This is a genomic window from Sphingomonas kyeonggiensis (genome assembly GCF_030812785.1).
Lineage (GTDB): Bacteria > Pseudomonadota > Alphaproteobacteria > Sphingomonadales > Sphingomonadaceae > Sphingomonas > Sphingomonas kyeonggiensis_B.
The window spans coordinates 1686406-1704411 of the sequence record NZ_JAUSTJ010000002.1; the positions used below are offsets into that span (position 1 = coordinate 1686406).

At 67.0% G+C, this 18006-nt stretch carries 11 protein-coding genes; 3 read left to right on the forward strand and 8 right to left on the reverse strand.

What is annotated here, in order from left to right:
• Positions 1-159: 159 nt before the first annotated feature.
• Positions 160-1491, reverse strand: coding sequence for an MFS transporter (locus J2W22_RS17605; protein WP_307119522.1), 1332 nt, complete (start codon positions 1489-1491; stop codon positions 160-162).
• Between the two features lie 210 nt (positions 1492-1701).
• On the opposite strand from J2W22_RS17605, the gene J2W22_RS17610 reads away from it, so the two are divergent.
• Both J2W22_RS17610 and J2W22_RS17615 read left to right on the forward strand, forming a co-directional pair.
• Entirely contained in the window at positions 1702-3189 is a 1488-nt protein-coding gene (locus J2W22_RS17610) for a L,D-transpeptidase family protein (RefSeq protein ID WP_373422998.1), read from the forward strand.
• Between the two features lie 17 nt (positions 3190-3206).
• Positions 3207-3512, forward strand: coding sequence for a hypothetical protein (locus tag J2W22_RS17615; protein WP_307119524.1), 306 nt, complete (start codon positions 3207-3209; stop codon positions 3510-3512).
• Positions 3513-3672: 160 nt separating this feature from the next.
• On the opposite strand, the gene J2W22_RS17620 is transcribed toward J2W22_RS17615, so the two are convergent.
• From J2W22_RS17620 to J2W22_RS17650, 7 genes are all read right to left on the reverse strand, one after another.
• Entirely contained in the window at positions 3673-4875 is a 1203-nt protein-coding gene (locus J2W22_RS17620; protein WP_307119525.1) for an MFS transporter, read from the reverse strand.
• 34 nt (positions 4876-4909) lie between these two features.
• A complete protein-coding gene (locus J2W22_RS17625; RefSeq protein ID WP_307119526.1) occupies positions 4910-5962 on the reverse strand; it encodes a LacI family DNA-binding transcriptional regulator in 1053 nt (350 codons plus the stop codon).
• A complete protein-coding gene (locus J2W22_RS17630; protein ID WP_307119527.1) occupies positions 5962-7500 on the reverse strand; it encodes a tryptophan halogenase family protein in 1539 nt (512 codons plus the stop codon). Before J2W22_RS17630 ends, J2W22_RS17625 begins: the two co-directional genes overlap by 1 nt.
• Positions 7497-9035, reverse strand: a complete 1539-nt coding sequence (locus tag J2W22_RS17635; RefSeq protein ID WP_307119528.1) for a tryptophan halogenase family protein — start codon at positions 9033-9035, stop codon at positions 7497-7499. Before J2W22_RS17635 ends, J2W22_RS17630 begins: the two co-directional genes overlap by 4 nt.
• A gap of 128 nt (positions 9036-9163) precedes the next feature.
• Complete coding sequence (locus tag J2W22_RS17640) at positions 9164-12304, reverse strand: TonB-dependent receptor (protein WP_307119529.1); 3141 nt, start codon at positions 12302-12304, stop codon at positions 9164-9166.
• A gap of 68 nt (positions 12305-12372) precedes the next feature.
• The gene (locus J2W22_RS17645; RefSeq protein ID WP_373422988.1) at positions 12373-14676 is read right to left on the reverse strand and encodes a beta-glucosidase; all 2304 of its coding nucleotides are present in this window, start codon (positions 14674-14676) and stop codon (positions 12373-12375) included.
• 295 nt (positions 14677-14971) lie between these two features.
• Positions 14972-15919, reverse strand: a complete 948-nt coding sequence (locus J2W22_RS17650; RefSeq protein ID WP_307119530.1) for a transglutaminase-like cysteine peptidase — start codon at positions 15917-15919, stop codon at positions 14972-14974.
• A gap of 353 nt (positions 15920-16272) precedes the next feature.
• Here J2W22_RS17650 and J2W22_RS17655 point away from each other — a divergent pair, with 353 nt between their 5' ends.
• Positions 16273-17937 carry a ShlB/FhaC/HecB family hemolysin secretion/activation protein gene (locus tag J2W22_RS17655; protein ID WP_307119531.1) on the forward strand — a complete coding sequence of 555 codons (1665 nt, stop codon included), beginning with the start codon at positions 16273-16275 and terminating at the stop codon, positions 17935-17937.
• The last annotated feature ends 69 nt before the right edge of the window (positions 17938-18006 follow it).

Here is an 18006-nt window from a genome sequence, read left to right on the forward strand (position 1 = left end):
GCCCGCAAGTTATCGCGGAACGGGCCGTTTAGAGGATCGGCCCGGCATTGTGCGCGGAGGTCGGGATCGCGTTCGACAGCGTTCGCGCACCAGTTCGTTCCTTGCCGCCGGAGGGGGAGACCCGGGGATCCGGCGGCAAGCGAACGACTTCTTCTTCGATCAGTGAGCCGAAGAAACCCCGCCCTCGGCGCGCACCGTCGGCGCACGGCCGGCAGCAATCGCGAAGAAGCAAAGGACGACGTAGCAGAGCGCCGGCACGATCAGCGCAAAGCCATAGCCGTGCGAGCCCGAGACGAAACCGACCAGCGGGGGCATGAGCGCGCCGCCGACGATGGCAGTGCACAGCAGGCCCGAGGTCGATTCCTCGCTAGCAGTCGAGCGCTCCAGGGTGAGCGTGAAGATCACCGGGAACATGATCGAGTTGAACAGGCCGATCGCCAGCGCGACGAAGCCGGCGGTGACGCCGCCCACGACGAAGACATAGACGCACATGGCGGCGGCGATCGCGGTGAACAGGGTGAGCAGCTTGTGCGCCTTCACTCGGGCGAGCAGCACCGAGCCGATCGCGCGGCCAACCATCGCACCGAGCCAGTAAAAGGCGACTGCCTTGCCCGCTTCCTGAAGCGAGACGCCGTGCACGCCGTCACTGCCCATCGCATAGCCGAGCAGCGGCACGCTGAAGGCGGCATCGGACTGGCCCCAGATCGCGTTCGAGTTGAGGAACAGCGCCATCTGCGTGCCGATCGACACTTCGGCGCCGACATAAAGGAAAATGGCGAGGCCACCGAACAGCGCCCATTTGGACGAGAAGGACGAGAACAAGCCAGCGGTCGAGGCCGGCGGCGGTGCCGCTTCGGTGACGACGCGGCGGCTGAGGAAGAAGAACACGGCGAGCGCAGCGATCAGGCCGCAGAGCCAGAAATAGGCTGAGTCGATGCCGGCTAGCGCCTCGGCACGGACTTCCGGCGTGATCGTCGTCCCCGGCTTCACCTCGACGCCCTTGAGGAACAGGTGTGCGCCGAGCAGCGGGCCGAGGAAGGTGCCGAACGAGTTGAAGGTCTGGCTGAGCACCAGACGGAAATGGCTGCCGCTCGGCGTACCAAGCGCTGCGGCGAGCGGATTCGCCGCGACCTGCAGGATGGTGATGCCACTCGCCAGCACGAACAGGCCGAGCAGCACGAGCCAGTAATTGGCGGCATTGGCGGCAGCGAGCATGATCAGGCAGCCCGCGATCATCGTGATCAGCGCGCCCAGAATCGAAGGCACGGCCTTGAAGCGCGAGATGATCAGCGCCGCCGGGAAGGACACGAAGAAATAGGCCGCGAAATAGGCCGATGCGATGGCTTGCGCCTGCCAGTCCTCAAGCGTGAAGATGCCCTTCACCGCGGCGACCAGCGGATCGACCAGCGAGGTGATGAAACCCCATGCAAAGAACAGGGTTGTGACGGCGGCGAACGCCAGCGTCGTCTGTGTGGAACGTGTTGATGCCAAGAAACCTCTCCCTGCGGACGTCGCCCGCTCCTTGCCACGGCGGGCGTTTGAGGGAAACTGGTCCGACAACGTTGCCACTGTCAAGTTATGTCGATGAAACGCCTAAATTCGACGCTCGCCACATGCGCCCCCTTTGGCTTAATAGCAGGCGGCGATTCAGGTCGTCCGGCGTATCGGGGCGGCCGCGAGGGAGATTTGCGAGTGAACAATGTGTTTTCGGGCCGCCTGACCCGTCGGGTGATATGGGCTGCGGCGCTTGCCGGCATAGCGGCGCCGGTCGTCGCGCAACAGGTCGCGCCCGCGCCGCAATCCACGCCCACGCTCCAGGTGGTGCCCGTGCCGCCGTTTGTCCCGAACGCGCCGGTCGTGCTGCCCGTGCTGACGCCGTCCCAGGCGGCCGAGCTCGCACCGATCCTCACCGAGGCCGGCTTCGCCCAGGGCCTGCGCCGCGTTGGCGATCCGGTGCCGAGCTTCAAGGACAATGACTCGCTGGTCCGCGCCGCGCTCGATTATGCCCGCGCAGTCCATTCGGGCCGGCTTGCCGAGGCCGATTTCGATCCGAACTGGGGCCTGCGCCCCACCGGCTATGATCCCCTGCCCGCCTTTGCCGAGGCCGTGAAGCAGAACCGCGTCGGCGCCTGGCTGCGCGACCTGCCGCCCCCCTGGGCCGGCTACGACACGCTGCAAAAGGGCCTGGCGACCTATCGCCAGATCGTCGCCAAGGGCGGCTGGCAGACCCTGCCGGCGGGCGCGGACCTCGCCGTCGGCGCCAGCGGCGCGCGCGTCGCGGCGTTGCGCAAGCGGCTGGCGGTCGAGGACTCCCAGGTCGTCGCCACCGGCGACAAGTTCGATGCCGATCTGAAGGAAGCCGTGGTCCGCGCCCAGCGCCGCTACGGCCTCAATCCCACCGGCGTGGTCTCCTCGGGCACGCTCGGCGCGCTCAACGTGCCGGCGCAGGACCGGGTCGGCCAGATCATGGCGAACATGGAGCGCTGGCGCTGGCTGCCGAGCGAGCTGCCGGCCAAGCGCATCCAGGTCAACATCGCCGCCGCGGTGCTCACCGTGTTCGAGGGCGACGCTCCGATCGCCTCGATGAAGGCAGTCACCGGCCGTCCCGGCAACGAGACGCCGATGCTCCAGTCGAAGATCCATTCGATCGTGCTCAATCCGCCCTGGAACGTGCCGACCGGCATCGCCCAGAAGGAGCTGTGGCCCAAGGGCGAGGCAGCGCTGAAGGCGCAGGGCTACAAGATCATCGGCACCGGCGCGAACCGCCGCCTGCAGCAGCAGCCCGGCCCGCGCAGCGCGCTCGGTCGCTACAAGTTCGACTTCCCGAACAACTATGCCGTGTACCTGCACGACACGCCGTCGCAATCGACCTTCGCCAGCTTCAGCCGCCTGGCCAGCCATGGCTGCGTCCGGCTGGAGAAGCCCGGCCCGCTAGCCCAACTGCTGCTGCGCAACGATCCCAACTGGCAGCCCGACCAGATCAACGCCGCGCTCGCCAAGGGCGACACGCTGCGCGTGAGCCTGCAGCCGCAGGACCAGGTCTCGGTCTATCTGCTCTACTGGACCGCCTTCGCCAATGCGAACGGCACGATGAACTTCCGCGGCGATCCCTATGGCTGGGACAAGGACCTCGCCGCCAAGATCGAGAAGCGCTCCGCGATCACCGCGGCGGCGGTCTCCGCACGCTGAAAGAAGGGGAAATAGGAATGAAGACCCGCACTATCCTGCTGATCGCCGTTGCCGGCCTGTCGCTCGCCGCTTGCGGCGGCAACAAGCCCGAGGAGACGACCAACGAGACCGTCGTCGCCAACATCGGCGAGCCGGAGAGCTTCTCGAACGTCACGATCGACCAGCCGGTCGAGACGCCGGCGGCAACCAACGCCACCACCGCCGACACTGCGCCGACAGCGCCCGACCTGGCGCCGGACGAGCAGACCCAGGACGATGCCGACGCCACCGGCATGACCGCCAAGGTCGACCGCAATTCGAGCGCGGGCGAGCCGGTTCACTGAGTTCCGGATCGGGCGGGTCGAAAGGCCCGCCCGATTGGTTGAGAACTCAGTGTTCCTGCGAAAGCAGGAACTCAGGGTAATCAGGTACTTCGTCATCCTGGGCTCCTGCTTTCGCAGGAGCACATGGAAATGGTGGAAAGGCATCCCCCTTCACGCAGCTTCAATCCTGCGTCCGGATGCAGAGCGACACCGCGCCGCCAGCGAGCGTGCCGAGCGCGAGGATCAGCAGCCACAGCATATAGCCGGTCTTCTCCGGCGCGAGCGCCAGCGCGAGCAACGGCGCGACCATTGCCGGCAGCGTATTGGTGAGGTTGAGGATGCCCAGATCGCGCCCGCGATGCTCGGGCGATGGCAGCAGCTGCATCGCGATCGCCGAGTGGATCGCCAGGAACACGCTGAGCCCCGACAGCGCCAGTGCATGGCCGATCGCTGCCACGCCCCAGGCCTTCGCGAACGCCATCACCGTCAGTCCCGCCGTCATCGCCACCGCCCCGGCGGCGAGGAAGGGCTTGCGGCGCATCATCCGGTCCGAGAGCCGGCCCGCCAGCAGGGTGAGCAGCACCGCGACGATCGTCGATCCGGTCATCGTCGCGACGATCGGATTGGCCTCGACGCTGGTCTTGCTGATGTCCTCCCGGTCGAGCACCGCGAGGAAATAGAAGAAGCCATAGGTAGCCAGGCCGTTGCCCGCGACCTGGAACAGGATGCGCGAGGCCCAGGCGAGGATGAAGTCGAAGCGGCGTTGCTCGATCTGCGGCGCCTCAGACGCCTGCATCGGCATCGCACTCTCGCGCGCAAGCAACAGGAAGGGCGCGATCAGCGCGGTGAACAACAGGCACAGCAGGGCATAGCGCACCGCGTCCCCACCCAGCCCGGGCAGCGTGATCAGCACCGCGGCGAGCGCACCGATCGGGTGCGCGACGCCGGTCAGGCCGGCGACCATGCCCTTCTGCGCGTCGGGTATCGCATCGGCCATCACCGCGGCGACCGGCGCGAACATCATGTTGATGCCGATCTGGATGCAGGTCACTGCAAGCAGCAGGCTCACCGGGTCCGCGGCGACGAGCAGGAAGCCATAGGACAGGCTGAGCGCCCCCAGCCCCGCGGCGATCCACGGCCGCCGCGTCCCTCGCCTGCGCAATGTCCGGTCGCTCAGCGCGCCGAACAGGATGTTGGTGACGCTGGCCACGGCCGCCCCGCCAAGCGCGCCGGCGCTGAGCAGCTGCACCGCATGCCCGCCCCCCGCCTGCGCCGCCTTCAACGGCAGCAGCACCATGACGAACGGCATGAAGCTGACGAACATGCCCGCATAGGCCAGCGCGTAAAGGAGGATGAAGCCGCGGCCTGGCGAAGTGAAATGCATGGGCGGCGGACCATCGTTCGCAGCGGGAACCAAGTCAACGCCGCGGCGGCGCAGTCGATTCGCGGACGACGAAATCGAAGGGCAGCAAATGATGGTCGTTCGCCACCTCGCCGCGTGCCTTGCCCTGGATCAGCAGCTCGGCCGCCCGCGCGGTCATCGCCGCGATCGGCTGGCGGATCGCGGTCAGCGCAGGCACGCTCATCCGCACCGTCGGCGTATCGTCGAAGCTCACCACCGAGAGGTCGCCCGGCACCGAGAGCCCCAGCGGCCCGGCGGCATGGAGCACGCCCAGCGCCATCTCGTCGCTGCTCGCCAGCACCGCGGTGGGCGGCACCTCGAGCTTCGCCAGCATATTGAGCGCATCGACACCCGCCTCATAGGTGAAGTCGCCGGGCTGGAGATAGGCGGGATCGACCTTGAGCCCCCGCGCCTCGATCGCGCTGGTAAAGCCGTGCAGCCGGTCCGGGCTCATCGCGTATTCGGGATGCCCCTGGACATAGGCGATGCGGGTGTGGCCGAGATCGAGCAGATGCTCGGTCGCCCGCCGCGCCGCCGCCTCGTCGTCCATGTAGACGGCGAAGCCCTCCGCGTCGCGGTGCGAGCCCAGCCGCGCGAAGATCAGTCCGTTGCGGTGGAGCAGGTCGGTGATCCGCGTGTCGTCGCTATGTGGCGGGGTCAGGATCACCCCGTCCGGGTGCAGCGCCGAGAGCGCCGCCTGGACCTGCCCCTCCAGCTGGTCCGAATGCGAATCCACCAGTTCGAACAGCATGCGATAGCCATGCTCGGCGCATTTGAGCATGCCGCCATAGAGCATCTGGTCGACCCAGTCATTGCCGCGCCGCGACTGCCAGCCCTCGAGCGTCGGCCGCTCGTCGTTGAAGGCGAGGATCAGGTAGGAGCGCGAGCCGCCCAGCCGTCGCGCGGCTAGGCTCGGCACGTAGCCGAGCTTGTCGATCGCCAGCCGGACGCGCGCCTGCACCCCCGCGGTGACGTTCGGCCCCTTGTTGATGACGCGGCTCACCGTCTGCAGCGAGACCCCCGCCTCTGCCGCCACGTCCTTGATCGTGATCGCGCGCTTCTTCTGCATCAGGCGGCAGTCGCCGGGCGCATGAGGTCGACCTTCTCGGCGCGGCAATGCGCATCGATGAACTGCTGCTGGGTCGGCAGCTGCTGGACGAATCCCGCGAGCTGGTCACGCGCCGTATTCAGCCCGGCATAGAGCCCGGCCTCGTCGATCCGATCGACCAGCGGGTGATAGGTGCGCGGGCGCACGCCCATACCGTCGAGCACCGAGAACCAGCTGACCGAACGGAACAGCTCGTCCAGCCCTTCGCGCAGCGATCCGTTCGAGCGGAACAGCTCGACGCGCTCGCGCAGGCTGTCCGGCCATTCCATGTCGCGCACCTTGCGCCAGAACGGCGTGTCGTCGCGCGCGCTGGTGCAATAGTGCAGCACGATGAAGTCGCGGATCTCGACATAGTCCGCCACCATCCGGCGGTTATATTCGTCCGCCAACGCCGGATCGCAGTGGCGATCGGGCAGGAAGCGGAAGAAGAAGTCCATGCCGCGATAGATCAGGTGGATCGCAGTGCTCTCCAGCGGCTCGATGAAGCCCGAGGCGAGCCCGAGCGAGAGCACGTTCCGGTGCCAGATCTGCTCGCGCACCCCGGTCCGGAACGGCACCACCATCGGCCCGGCGACCACCTCGCCCTCCACCTTGTCGAGCAGGATGCGCGTCGCTTCCTCGTCGCTCATGAACTCGGAGGAATAGACATGGCCGTTGCCGGTGCGGTGCTGGAGCGGGATGCGCCAGCGCCAGCCGGCATCCTGCGCCTCCGCTAGCGTATAGGGGCGCGGCGGGCCGACATTCTCGGTCTGCGCGGCGATGGCACGGTCGCAGAACAGATAGTTGGACCAGTCGGTGAACCTGGTACCCAGCGTCTTCTCGATCAGCAGCGCGCGGAAACCCGAGCAATCGATGAAGAAGTCGGCATCGACCGTGCGCCCGTCCTTGAGCGTCAGCGTCGAGACGAAGCCGCGATCGTCGAGCGCGACGTCGGTGACGATCCCCTCGGTGCGCTTCACGCCCCGCGCCTCGGCATGGCCGCGCAGATACTGGGCAACGCGCTTGGCATCGACATGCAGCGCATAGGAAGCGCCGGCGATCGGGGTGCGCTGCGCCTTGAACGGCAGCATGAACCGCCCTTCCCGCGCCATCACGCTGGCGGGCGCGAAGTCCTGGAGCGGGAAGTCGTGCCCGGCAAGCGTCGCCTTGCGCCAGCACTGGTAGAAGTCGCTGAGCTCGATCCGCTGGCCGACATCGCCGAACGGATGGAAATAGCGCTCGCCCTTCTTGTACCAGTCCTTGAACTCGATGCCGAGCTTGAAGCTGGCCTGGACCTGGCGGACGAAATCCTGCTCGTTGATGTCGAGCTTGGCGATCAGCTCCATGAAGGGCGGGATCGTGCTCTCCCCCACCCCGATCGTGCCGATATCGTCGCTCTCGACCAGCTCGATCTCGAAGAGCCTGCCCTTCATGTGATGCGCCATCACCGCGGCGGCGATCCAGCCGGCGGTGCCGCCGCCGACGATGCAGACCTTACGCAGCGCGTCGGGGTTGTTCATGCACTGGTCCTTATCGGCTCGGCAGCGGCGCCATCCACCGTCGCGAGGAATTCGTCATGGGTCGGCGTGTCCGAGACGGTGCGCGCCACCGCTGCCCGCATCTGCTCCAGCGCGCGGGCAAGCTCAGGCACATCGACCGCGGCGACGCCGGGATCGATCCGCTCGGGCAGATGCTCATATCCGCCATAGATGGCGAGCCAGGATGCCGGGTGGAACATCTCCCAGCGATAGCGAATGAAGGCACCGCGCGCGCGCCACAGGTCGAGCTTGGCGTTGAGCGTGTCCGGCAGCGTCATTTCGCGGCAGGCCTGCCAGAACGGGCCTTCGCGGGTGCTGAGATGGTAGTGGAGGATGATGAAGTCGCGGACGCGCTCCATCTCCTCGGCGCTCTGGATATTGTATTCAGCAATAACGGCGGGATCGAAGCCCTTGTCGGGAAAGAGATTCTTCAACCGCTCGATGCCCGTCTCGATCAGCGCGATGCTGGTCGATTCCAGCGGCTCGAGAAAGCCCGAGGCGAGGCCAAGCGACACGCAGTTCTTCGCCCATGCGACTTCGCGGCGGCCCGGCGTGAAGCGCAGGCGGCGCGGTTCCATCGTCGGCTTGCCCAGCACATTGGCGAGCAATTCGGCGCGCGCATCGTCGTCATTCTGGAAATGGCTCGCGAACACGATACCATTTCCCTCGCGGGTTCGCAGCGGAATGCGCCATTGCCAGCCCGAACTGCGCGCTGTGACGGTAGTACAGCTCGGCGGCGGCCCCACCCGCTCGCTCTGCACCGCGAACGCGCCGTCGCAGAGCAGCCAGTGCGACCAGTCCTGGTAGCCGATGCCCAGCGCCTCGCCGATCAGCAGGCCGCGAAAGCCCGAGCAGTCGATGAACAGGTCGCCGGCGACCTGCTCGCCGCTGTCCAGCGTCACGCTCTCGATGAAGCCGGTCTCGCCATGCAGCGACACGTCGGTGATCTTCGCGTCGATCCGCGTGACGCCGCTGCGCTCGGCATAGGCCCGCATGTGCGCGGCGAACAGCGCGGCGTCGAAATGCAGCGCCCAGTCGAACACCGAGAGCTGGCTCGGCGGATTGGGCAGCGGCACGCTGGCATGGCCCTCGCGCGCGAGCATCGCGCCCAGCGAATATTCCTCGAGCGGCGCGGCCTGGCCTGCCGCGCGGGCCTTCAGCCAGAAATGGTGGAAATCGATGCCGCGCAGGTCCTGCCCGAAGCGGCCGAAGGGATGGACGAAGCTGGTGCCGAGCTTCCAGTCGACGAAGCGGATGCCGAGCTTGGCGGTCGCCTCGCAGGCGCGCATCACTTCGGCATCGCCCATGCCGAGCTGCGCATAGAAGCGGCGGATGGTGGGGATCGTCGCCTCGCCGACGCCGATCGTCCCGATCTCCGAGCTTTCGATAAGGGTGATGCGGGTGCCTGTCCCCGCAAGATAGGCACCGAGCGCCGCCGCCGCCATCCAGCCGGCGGTACCCCCGCCGACGATGACGACACGCTCGATCGCGCCGCTGGCCATGCCCCCGTCCTTCATGATGGTATCTGATCGTCTTGGTAACGGTATCGCAAGCGAAACCGCCCCCTGCCTTCCGAAATACGGCCTGCCCCTGAAAAATGAGCCGGCAGCCCATGAGAGACTGCCGGCCCAGGAGGGTTGGCTCTTTAGAAGCGGACGCGCACGCCGCCCGAGAAGCGCGGCTCGAACCGGTTCTGCGAATGATACTGCTTCGAGTCGTCGTCGAACTGGAAGTAGTAGCGCTCGCGCTCACCGAAGATGTTCGAGCCGTTCACGTACACCGCGAAGGCGTCGTTGATGTTGTAGGTCACGTTGGCGTCCACATATTGCGCGGTATCCTGGTAGATACCGATGCCGCCGAAAGTGGAAGCCAGGCGCGGCGTGCGATAATTGTACGCCACGCGCAGCTGCAGGTGATCGTCCTGGTACCAGCCGACCAGGTTGACCTGGCTCTTCGAGTTATCCGGGAACGGGAAGCGCTCGCCGTTCAATGCACGGCCGTTCTGCTTGCTGTCCGAATAGGTGTAGTTGGCGTCGATACCGAAGTTGCGGAAGAAGCCGCTGCCGATCAGGTCACTGAAGGCAAGCTTGGCCCCCACTTCGAATCCCTGCAGCGAACCGCCCGTACCCTGTTCCGGCTGCGTCACCGGCACTGCGCGGCGGATCACGCCGTCGCCGTCCGCAAAGCGGCCCGCACCCGGCGTGGTGCGGCTCTGGACGAAGCTGTTGATGTCCAGCTTGAACGCACCGATGTTGAACATCGAGGCCCGGCCCAGATAATATTCCAGGCTGAGGTCGTAGTTGTTCGAACGCCACGGGTTGAGGTTCGGGTTGCCGCTCGAACTGGCGCCGGTCACCTGGCGCACGCCCACGGGCGCGGCATCCGGGTTCGTCGGCGTCGGCCCTTGCGAGTCCGCCGTCGAGATGGTCAGGCCGCCGCCATAATTGCCGAGATCCAGCGGGATCATCGTCTTGGCGAAGGCCGCGCGGAGGCGCAGCTGTCGGGTGAAGTCGTACGACAGCGTCACCGTCGGCAGCCAGTCGAGATAGGAACGGCGCGAGACCACGTCGCCCACATCCAGGTTGGTGTCGCCATAGGCGCGGGTGTCGCCGGTGAGGTTCTGCTTCACGGTCAGCTTGGTGTTGACCACGCGCAGGCCCAGATTGGCCTTGAACCCGCCGGTGCCGAAGGCGGTGTTCAGGTACGCGCTCTCCTCGACCAGATCGACGTCATAGGTGTTGCCCGGGATGGTCACTTCGGTCGACGGACCGAACACCTTGTCCTGGAACGCCTTCACATCGTCGAACGCCTTGGGATCGACCACCCACAGGCCGGGCATGCCGTTGACCACCCCGCCCCAGTTGGTCTGGAAATAGACCGGGGTATAGGCATCGAGCTTGGTCGGCCGGTTGACGGTGTAGCCCTGGAAGCAGGTCGGCGTATTGGCCACCGTCGCCGCGCCGCAGCTCGACGGCGCCGTCGCCATCGGGTTCGCCGCATTATACTGCGGGTTGGAGACGAACTCGCCCGCCGAGCACTGGGCATTGTCCATCACCACGTCGATCGCCTTCCACTGCGCAAGGCAGCCTTCCGGAACCGCGGCGCCGTTGCCGCCATAGAAGTTCGAGAAGAGGTGGAAGTTGCGGATCTGGGTCTGGCGGTCCGACCGGCGCACGCCGACATCGACGCGGTTCAGCAGGCCGAACAGGCCGCCCTCGTCGAAGTCATAGCTCGCATCGGCGCGGAACACGCCCAGGCTGGCATGGTTCTCCTGGTTGCCTTCGGACGAGAAGGCCGCGACAGCATAGCTGTCGAGATTGGCCATATAGTCCTTGAGCGTCTTGCCGGCGCCCAGGCCGCCCGAGATGGCGGTGTCGAAGCCGCTGATCGCGGGGTTCGAGCCGCGCAGGTCGAGATGGAGCTGCGGGTCCTGGCCATAGCCCAGCGGGTTCGGGTTGATGTAGCGGCCGCCACGCGAGCCGATCACGCCGTTCGAATATTGCGAAGCCGGGTACTGCGACGCGATGCTCGACGGATAGAACGGGCCGCGGGTGCGGTCCGCCGGATTGCGGAACAGGCCGAAAGCGCGGTTGGCGCCATATTGCCAGTTGCTCAGGTCGCCCTGCACCTGGCCGTTCATGCTGCGCATGTTGGCGTTGGACTTCAGCGCGCGGGCGCTGAACTTGAAGTTGTCCTTGTCGTAGTCGATCTGGAAATTGTAGTTGGTCGAATGCTCCTTCGCGGTGCGGTTGACCGAGAAGGAGTTGAACCACCACACGTTCAGATCATACTGGTTGACGTCCAGCCAGGGCTGGCCGTTGCCGGCCGTCTGGCCCGAAGGCGTGCTGTCGGTCGGCGTGGTCCAGCCCAGCCCGTTCCAGCGGTTCGAGATGTTGATGCCGGCGGCGCGGTTGTGCTCGGTCAGCTCGGTGTGGAAGACTTCGCCGGTGACGGTCCAGTCCTCGTCGATCTTGAACTGGAGCGCGCCGTTGATGCCGAGGCGGGTACGCTCGACTTCGCGGTTGAAGAATTCATAGCCGTGCGGCGAGATCCAGTTCGCGCCGGAGCCGCCCCAGTCGTTGTTGCCGAACACGCCGCCGCCGATGCCGGCATAGCTGTTGCCCAGCCGGTTGCGGCTATAGGTCGCGCCGACCATCGCGCCGAAGCGATCGCTGCGCCAGCTGGCCAGGCCGCTGAACAGATAGTCGTTGTGCTTGGTGTTCGAGCCCCGGGCATATTCGCCCTGCCCCGAGAACACGAAGCCTTCCTTCATGTCGAACGGACGGCGGGTGCGCAGGTCGATCGTGCCCGAGATGCCCGACAACGCGTTGCGCGTGTCCTGCGACTTGTAGACGACCACGGCGTTCATCAGCTGCGCCGGGATGTCGTTGAGATTGGGCTGTGCGGTGCCGAGGTTGCCCGGGCTCAGATACTGCTCGCCGTTGAGCAGCGTGATCACCTGCGGCAGGCCGCGGATGTTGACCGTCGAACCTTCACCGGCGCTGCGCTGGATCTGGACGCCCGAGATGCGCTGCAGCGCATCGACGATCGTCACGTCCGGCAGCTTGCCGATGTCTTCCGACGAGATCGCGTCGACGATCGCCGTCTCGGTGCGCTTGATGTCGACCGACTTGGCCTGCGAGGCGCGGATGCCGGTGACGACGATCTCGCCGTCCTGGCCACCGGCGTCCTGCGGCACGGCCGTCGCCGTGTCCTGGGCCCATGCCGGCGCGACCAACGCGGTCGACGCCAGCAGGCCGGCCATCACACTGGATATTCCCTTCATTCCCTTCGTCCTCCCACTCTGTTCTGCACCCCGGCGCATCTACGCGCGCCTCACCCGGTGCTGTTCTGTCAGGGCGCCAGCCGGCGCTCCTGCAACTCCGCCGCACCCGTGAGCACCGGCTGGCCGGCGTCCCGCGCGATCGCGACACGATAGGTTCCCGCCGCGACGTGCCAGCCCGGCCGGGCGGTGTCGTAGTCCGCGACGACGCGCGGCTCGGCAGTGAGGGTGATCCGGCGGGTCTCGCCGGGCTTGAGCGTCACCCGCTCGAAGCCCGCCAGGCGCAGCGGGCGCGCGCCCGTGGCCGGAGTCACATAGAGCTGGGGTACGTCGGCGCCTTCGCGCTTGCCGCGATTGGTGACGTCGAAGCTCACCGTAAGCGCAGCCCCGCCCTCGACCTTGAGGTTGGCATAGGCGAAGCGCGTGTAACTGAGGCCGTATCCGAACGGGAAAGCCGGCCGCGCGCCCTGACGGGCATACCAGCGATAGCCGACGTCCGAGCCTTCCTTGTAGTCGATCACGAACGGCTTGATCGCCCGCGCGTCCGTCCCACGGTCGGGCGAGGCCTTGACCTGCTCGAAGCCGGGCACGCTGGGCCGCGGTGCCTGGTCGATCGACGCCGGGAAGGTGATCGGCAGCCGGCCCGAGGGATTCACGTCCCCGAACAACACGCGTGCCACCGCCTCGCCGCCGCGCTGGCCCGGGTACCAGGCGGCGAGCACCGCCGGCACCTGCTTGAGCCAGGGCATCAGCACCGGCCCGCCGGTGTTGAGCACCACGGCGGTCCTGGGATTGGCGGCAGCGACCGCGGCGATCACCGCATTCTGGTTGCCGTCGAGATCGATCGTCTCGGGATCCTCGGCCTCGGTGGTCCACTGGGTGGCCCAGACGATCGCGAGGTCCGCGTTCCTCGCCGCCGCGGCGGCAGCGTCGGGGTCGCTGCCATCCACGAAATCGACGCGCGCCTTGGGGGCCAGCGCACGGATCGCCGCGAGCGGCGAGGACGCGTGCCAGGTCACGCGCACGAAGGACGCGGCCGGGCCGTTCTTGAGAGGGATCTCCAGCGGAATGCCGCCGGTCGAGCGGACCTGCGACGAGCCGCCGCCGGACAGCACGCCGATATCGGCATGGCCGCCGATCAGCACGATGCGCTTCGCCGACTTGGCGAGCGGCAGGATATTCTTCTCGTTCTTGAGCAGCACGATCCCGGCCTCGGCGGCACGCTGCGCGACTTCGGCATTCTTCGCGGTGTCGATCGGCTGCGGCGCATCGACCACGGGCGCATCCATCACGCCGGTCGAGAACATCGCGTTGAGGATGCGGCGCGCCATGTCGTCGAGCCGGGCCAGCGGCAGCTCGCCGCTCTCCACCGCCTTTTTCAGGTCGCCGCGAAAGAACATGTGCGTGTCGAGCTCGCCGCCCGACTGCTGGTCGAGCCCGTTGCGCGCCGCCTTCACGGTCGAATGCACCGCACCCCAGTCGGACATGACATAGCCCGGATAGGCCCAGTCCTGCTTGAGCACGGTGTTGAGCAGGAACGCGTTCTCGCAGGCGAAGTCGCCGTTCACGGACATGTACGCGCACATCACCGAGCCCGGCTTGCCGCGCTCGATCGCCAGCTCGAAGGCGAGCAGGTCGCTCTCGCGGAACGCCGCCTCGCCGATCTTCGCATCGCTGACGAAGCGGCCGGTTTCCTGCGCATTCAGCGCGAAATGCTTGATCGTCGAGATGATGCGGTTCGACTGGATGCCCTTGATCGACTCCCCGGCCATCGTGCCGGCGAGCAGCGGGTCCTCGCCCAGATATTCGAAGTTGCGGCCACCCCAGGGATCGCGGGTCAGGTTGATGCCGCCGGCGAGCATCACGTTGAAGCGCTTGGCGCGCGCCTCGCTGCCGATCATCGCGCCGCTTTCATAGGCAAGTTTGGGATCGAAGCTGGCGGCGAGCGCCAGGCCCGAGGGAAGCGCCGTGGCGGTGTCGCCCTTGCGCTGCTCGACCTGGTTGGCGACGCCGAGGCTGGCATCGGTCTCGCGCAGCGCCGGGATGCCCAGGCGCGGGATCGCCGGCTGCTGGCCGGCCGACGAGATCATGTCGGTGGGCGCCGCCGGGTCCTTCGCCAGCGGCGGGAACCACGTGTAGACGAGCGCCAGCTTCTCTTCGAGCGTCATCGCCGCGAGCAGCATCTCCGCACGGGCAGCGGCGGGCAGCTTCGCGTCGACCCAGGGGCGCGCGGCGGGGTCTGCGGGCTTGCTGGATTCGTTGGAAGACGCGGCGGGCGCGACGGGGTCCTGCGCATGCGCACCCATCGTCCCGGCAAGCGCGGTAGTGGCGAGTAGCGCCATCGAGCGCGCCACGTGCCGCAGGCTGACCAGCATTCACTTCTCCCCTTCGGCGCGCAGGACGGCGCCGTACACGCCTGGGGGCGTGCCTGTTTATCCGATCCAACCAGGGGGAGCTTTTTCCGACAACGCTGTCGGATTCGGCGACAGATCAAGCCGACGACGCCTCGTGGCGCGCGCGGCAGCCTGTTCCAACACCCCTCATGTCCGTGGAGTCTTACGCTCCGATGCTAGCCTTAGAGCATAAATTGAGAGCGTTCTCAAGAACGTTCTCAATTTTGTTACATTCGGAATGGGGCTAGTGATTATCTATCTGCTATACCGAGATAAATTATGTGTCTGCGGCGTAGCCGAGCGCGATTTCGCCGGCCCGGGACAGCGCATTTCGCACGGAATTTTCGCGATTTTTGGAAGCGGTCCCAACCGGCGCAACCGCGATCTCCGCGCGCGACAGGGCGGCGCCGAGGCGCGCGATTCCTGCCGGCGCGACAGCCCGCGCGACACGCAAACCACCCGCGGGTGCGACTGCCTCGCGGCGAACCGGCCGGATACGGAGCACGAGCATCCTGCCCCCGCGCGCGACGCGCAGGCGCGGCCCCTCCCCTTCCCCCGAGTCCAGGGCGGCAAGCCGCGCGCCGTCGCGGTTGACCGACCAGATCACCCGGTAGCGGGTGGCGACATCAGCCGCAGGCACGGGCGCGGCAAACTTGTTGTCGAGCACCCAGTTCTGCCCGCCGGCCTCGACGAACAGCACGGCATGCTGCTCGGCATCCTGACTGTCCCACACCACCGCGATCCGCATCGCCGCCTCGGGCAAGCCGAGGTCACGCAGCGCGAAATATTTGGTGAGCGCGAAGTCCTCGCAATCGCCGCCGCGCGCGAACATCTCGGCGGGCGTCTCCCAGCGATCGGCCATGCCCCAGTTTGCGAGATCGGAGACATAGGGTAGCCGGTTGACCACCGCCTGGACTCCGGAGACCTGATCGGCCGCAGGCAGGCCGCGCAGCCCGGCAAAGGCAGCACGCCAGCCCCGCACGCCGCATTCCACCGGCAACTCGTCGGCGGGCATCCTGCAATAAAGGGAAAGCGGTGCGGGGCCGCCGGCCTCGCCGGCTTCACGGGCAAGCACGTCGGTCCAGCGCGGGGCATCGGCGAGGCGCAGCGCGACGTCCGCGCGCTCCCGCGACTCGGGCGCCTCCGCCGCGGCGGCGGACAGCGATTGCCCCGATGCCAGCGCCGCCCAGGCAAGCGCCAGCCGCGTTGAAGATACGCGACGCAAAACCCCAACCCCCGGTTGAAACCGAGGACCGGGATACGCCGCCTCCCCCTAAGGCCAGGCTAACAAGGAGCTAAGTATAAGCCACTGAATATGGTTAGTATTTATGGTTACCAAAGGGTTTATCCCGGCAGCTGCCAGGGCGGTAAATCGACGAGAACATGTCGCTTTAGAAACAAACTGGAAATAATATAATAGTCCCGTTGTGGATCAACCTATTATTGCAAATATTACATAGTTAACGCCGAGTCCGTCTTCCTGAGTCCGCCCCGCCCATTGTAAGAGCCGACTCGCTTGCAACCGATTCGGGCGCATCTCAGCTCGGTTGCATGTCTCTGGGAGGGGGAACCGGGGCTATGGGATCCAAGCGTTGCTGGCTATTTGTTTTTGCCGCCGCGGCAATCGTGCCGTTGCAGGCGGCGCATGCCCAGCAGACTGTAAATCCGGGACGGATCGACGAGCGGCTTCGCCCGGCGGACAAGACGCCTGACGCGCGCTCGGTCGATGTGCCCGAACTGCCGCGCCAGCAGGGCACGCCCGATTCCGCGATCCAGGTCCGGCTGAGCGAGGTCCGCTTCGAAGGCGTGACGGCGGTGCCGGTCGAGGCGCTCAATGCGATCGCCGCGCCCTATCTCAACCGCGACATGCCGCTCGCCGAGGTGTTCAAGCTCGCCGAGGCGGTCACCACCGAATATCGCCGCCGCGGTTTCGTCCTTTCGCGCGCCGTGGTCGGACCGCAGCGGATCGAGGGCGGCGTACTGACGCTGCAGGTGGTCGAGGGTCATATCGGCGCGACCAAGATCGAGGGCGATGCCGGCGGCTATGCGCCCTATCTGCGCGGCTATCTGGCCGGCGTCGCCGCCGAGCGGCCCACCACCGGCGCCGCGCTGACCCGCGCGCTGCTGCTCGCCCGCGACCTGCAAGGCGTCGATGCGCGCGCGGTGCTCACCCCCTCCCCCAGCGAAGTCGGCGCCGCCGACCTGACGCTGGCAGTGGAGCGCAAGGGTATCGAAGGCTTTGTCGCGGTCGACAATCGCGGCTCGCGCTGGCTCGGCCCGGTCCAGGTCTATGGCGGGCTGTCGTTCAACGACATGCTCGGCGCCGGCGAGCGCATCTCGATCACCGCGGTCAGCGCGCCGGTCCACCGGGAACTCGGCTTCCTCTCGGCGACCTGGGACCAGCCGGTCGGCAATTCGGGCCTGCGCCTCACCGCGTTCGGCAGCTATGCCGCGACGCATCCCGGCGACGAGCTGCGCCTGCTCGACCTGCGCGGCCGCAGTGCCACCTATGGCTTCGCCGCGCGCTATCCGTTCGTGCGCAGCCGCGAGGCCAACATCTTCGGCCGGCTGGTGTTCATCGGCCGCGACAGCAGCTCGCGCAACGTGGTGATCGATCCGATCTTCGACGATTCCACTCGCACCGTGCAGGGCGAGATCTTCGGCAATTATGCCGCGCCCTGGGGCGGCATCCTGAACGTCCGCGCCTCGGTCACCCAGGGCCTCGACTTTCTCGGCGCGACGGTGCGCGGCGACGCCAACAAGTCGCGCGCCACCGGTTCGGGCGTGTTCACCCGGGCGAACGCCGAAGTCTCCTTCGCCTATGGCATCGCCGGCGGCCTCTATTTCCAGGCCAGCGGCGCGATGCAGTATAGCGGGCAGAGCCTGCTCGCGAGCGAGGAGTTCGGGCTGGGCGGCGAGCAGTTCGCCCATGCCTATGACCCGTCCGAGATCACCGGCGACAAGGGCGCCGCCGGCCGGGTCGAGCTCTTCTACGCGGGACGCTTCAAGGGTGGCTCGATCCAGCCCTATGGCTTCTACGAAGCCGGCCGGGTCGCCCAGAACGATCCGCTGCCGGGCGAGCCGCTCCACAGCACGCTCGAATCCGCCGGCTTCGGCCTCCGCTTGGGGCTGCGCGCAGGCATCAATGGCTCGGTGGAGTTCGCCAAGCCGATCAACCGGCCCGTCGCCTCGCGCGGCGACAAGGACGGCCGGGTCTTCTTCTCGGTGGGCATGTCGTTCTGATCGATCCGGTCGATCGCGTTCGTTCGTGAGAAATGCGGGCTGGCCACCCCGAACGGCCAAATGGGGATC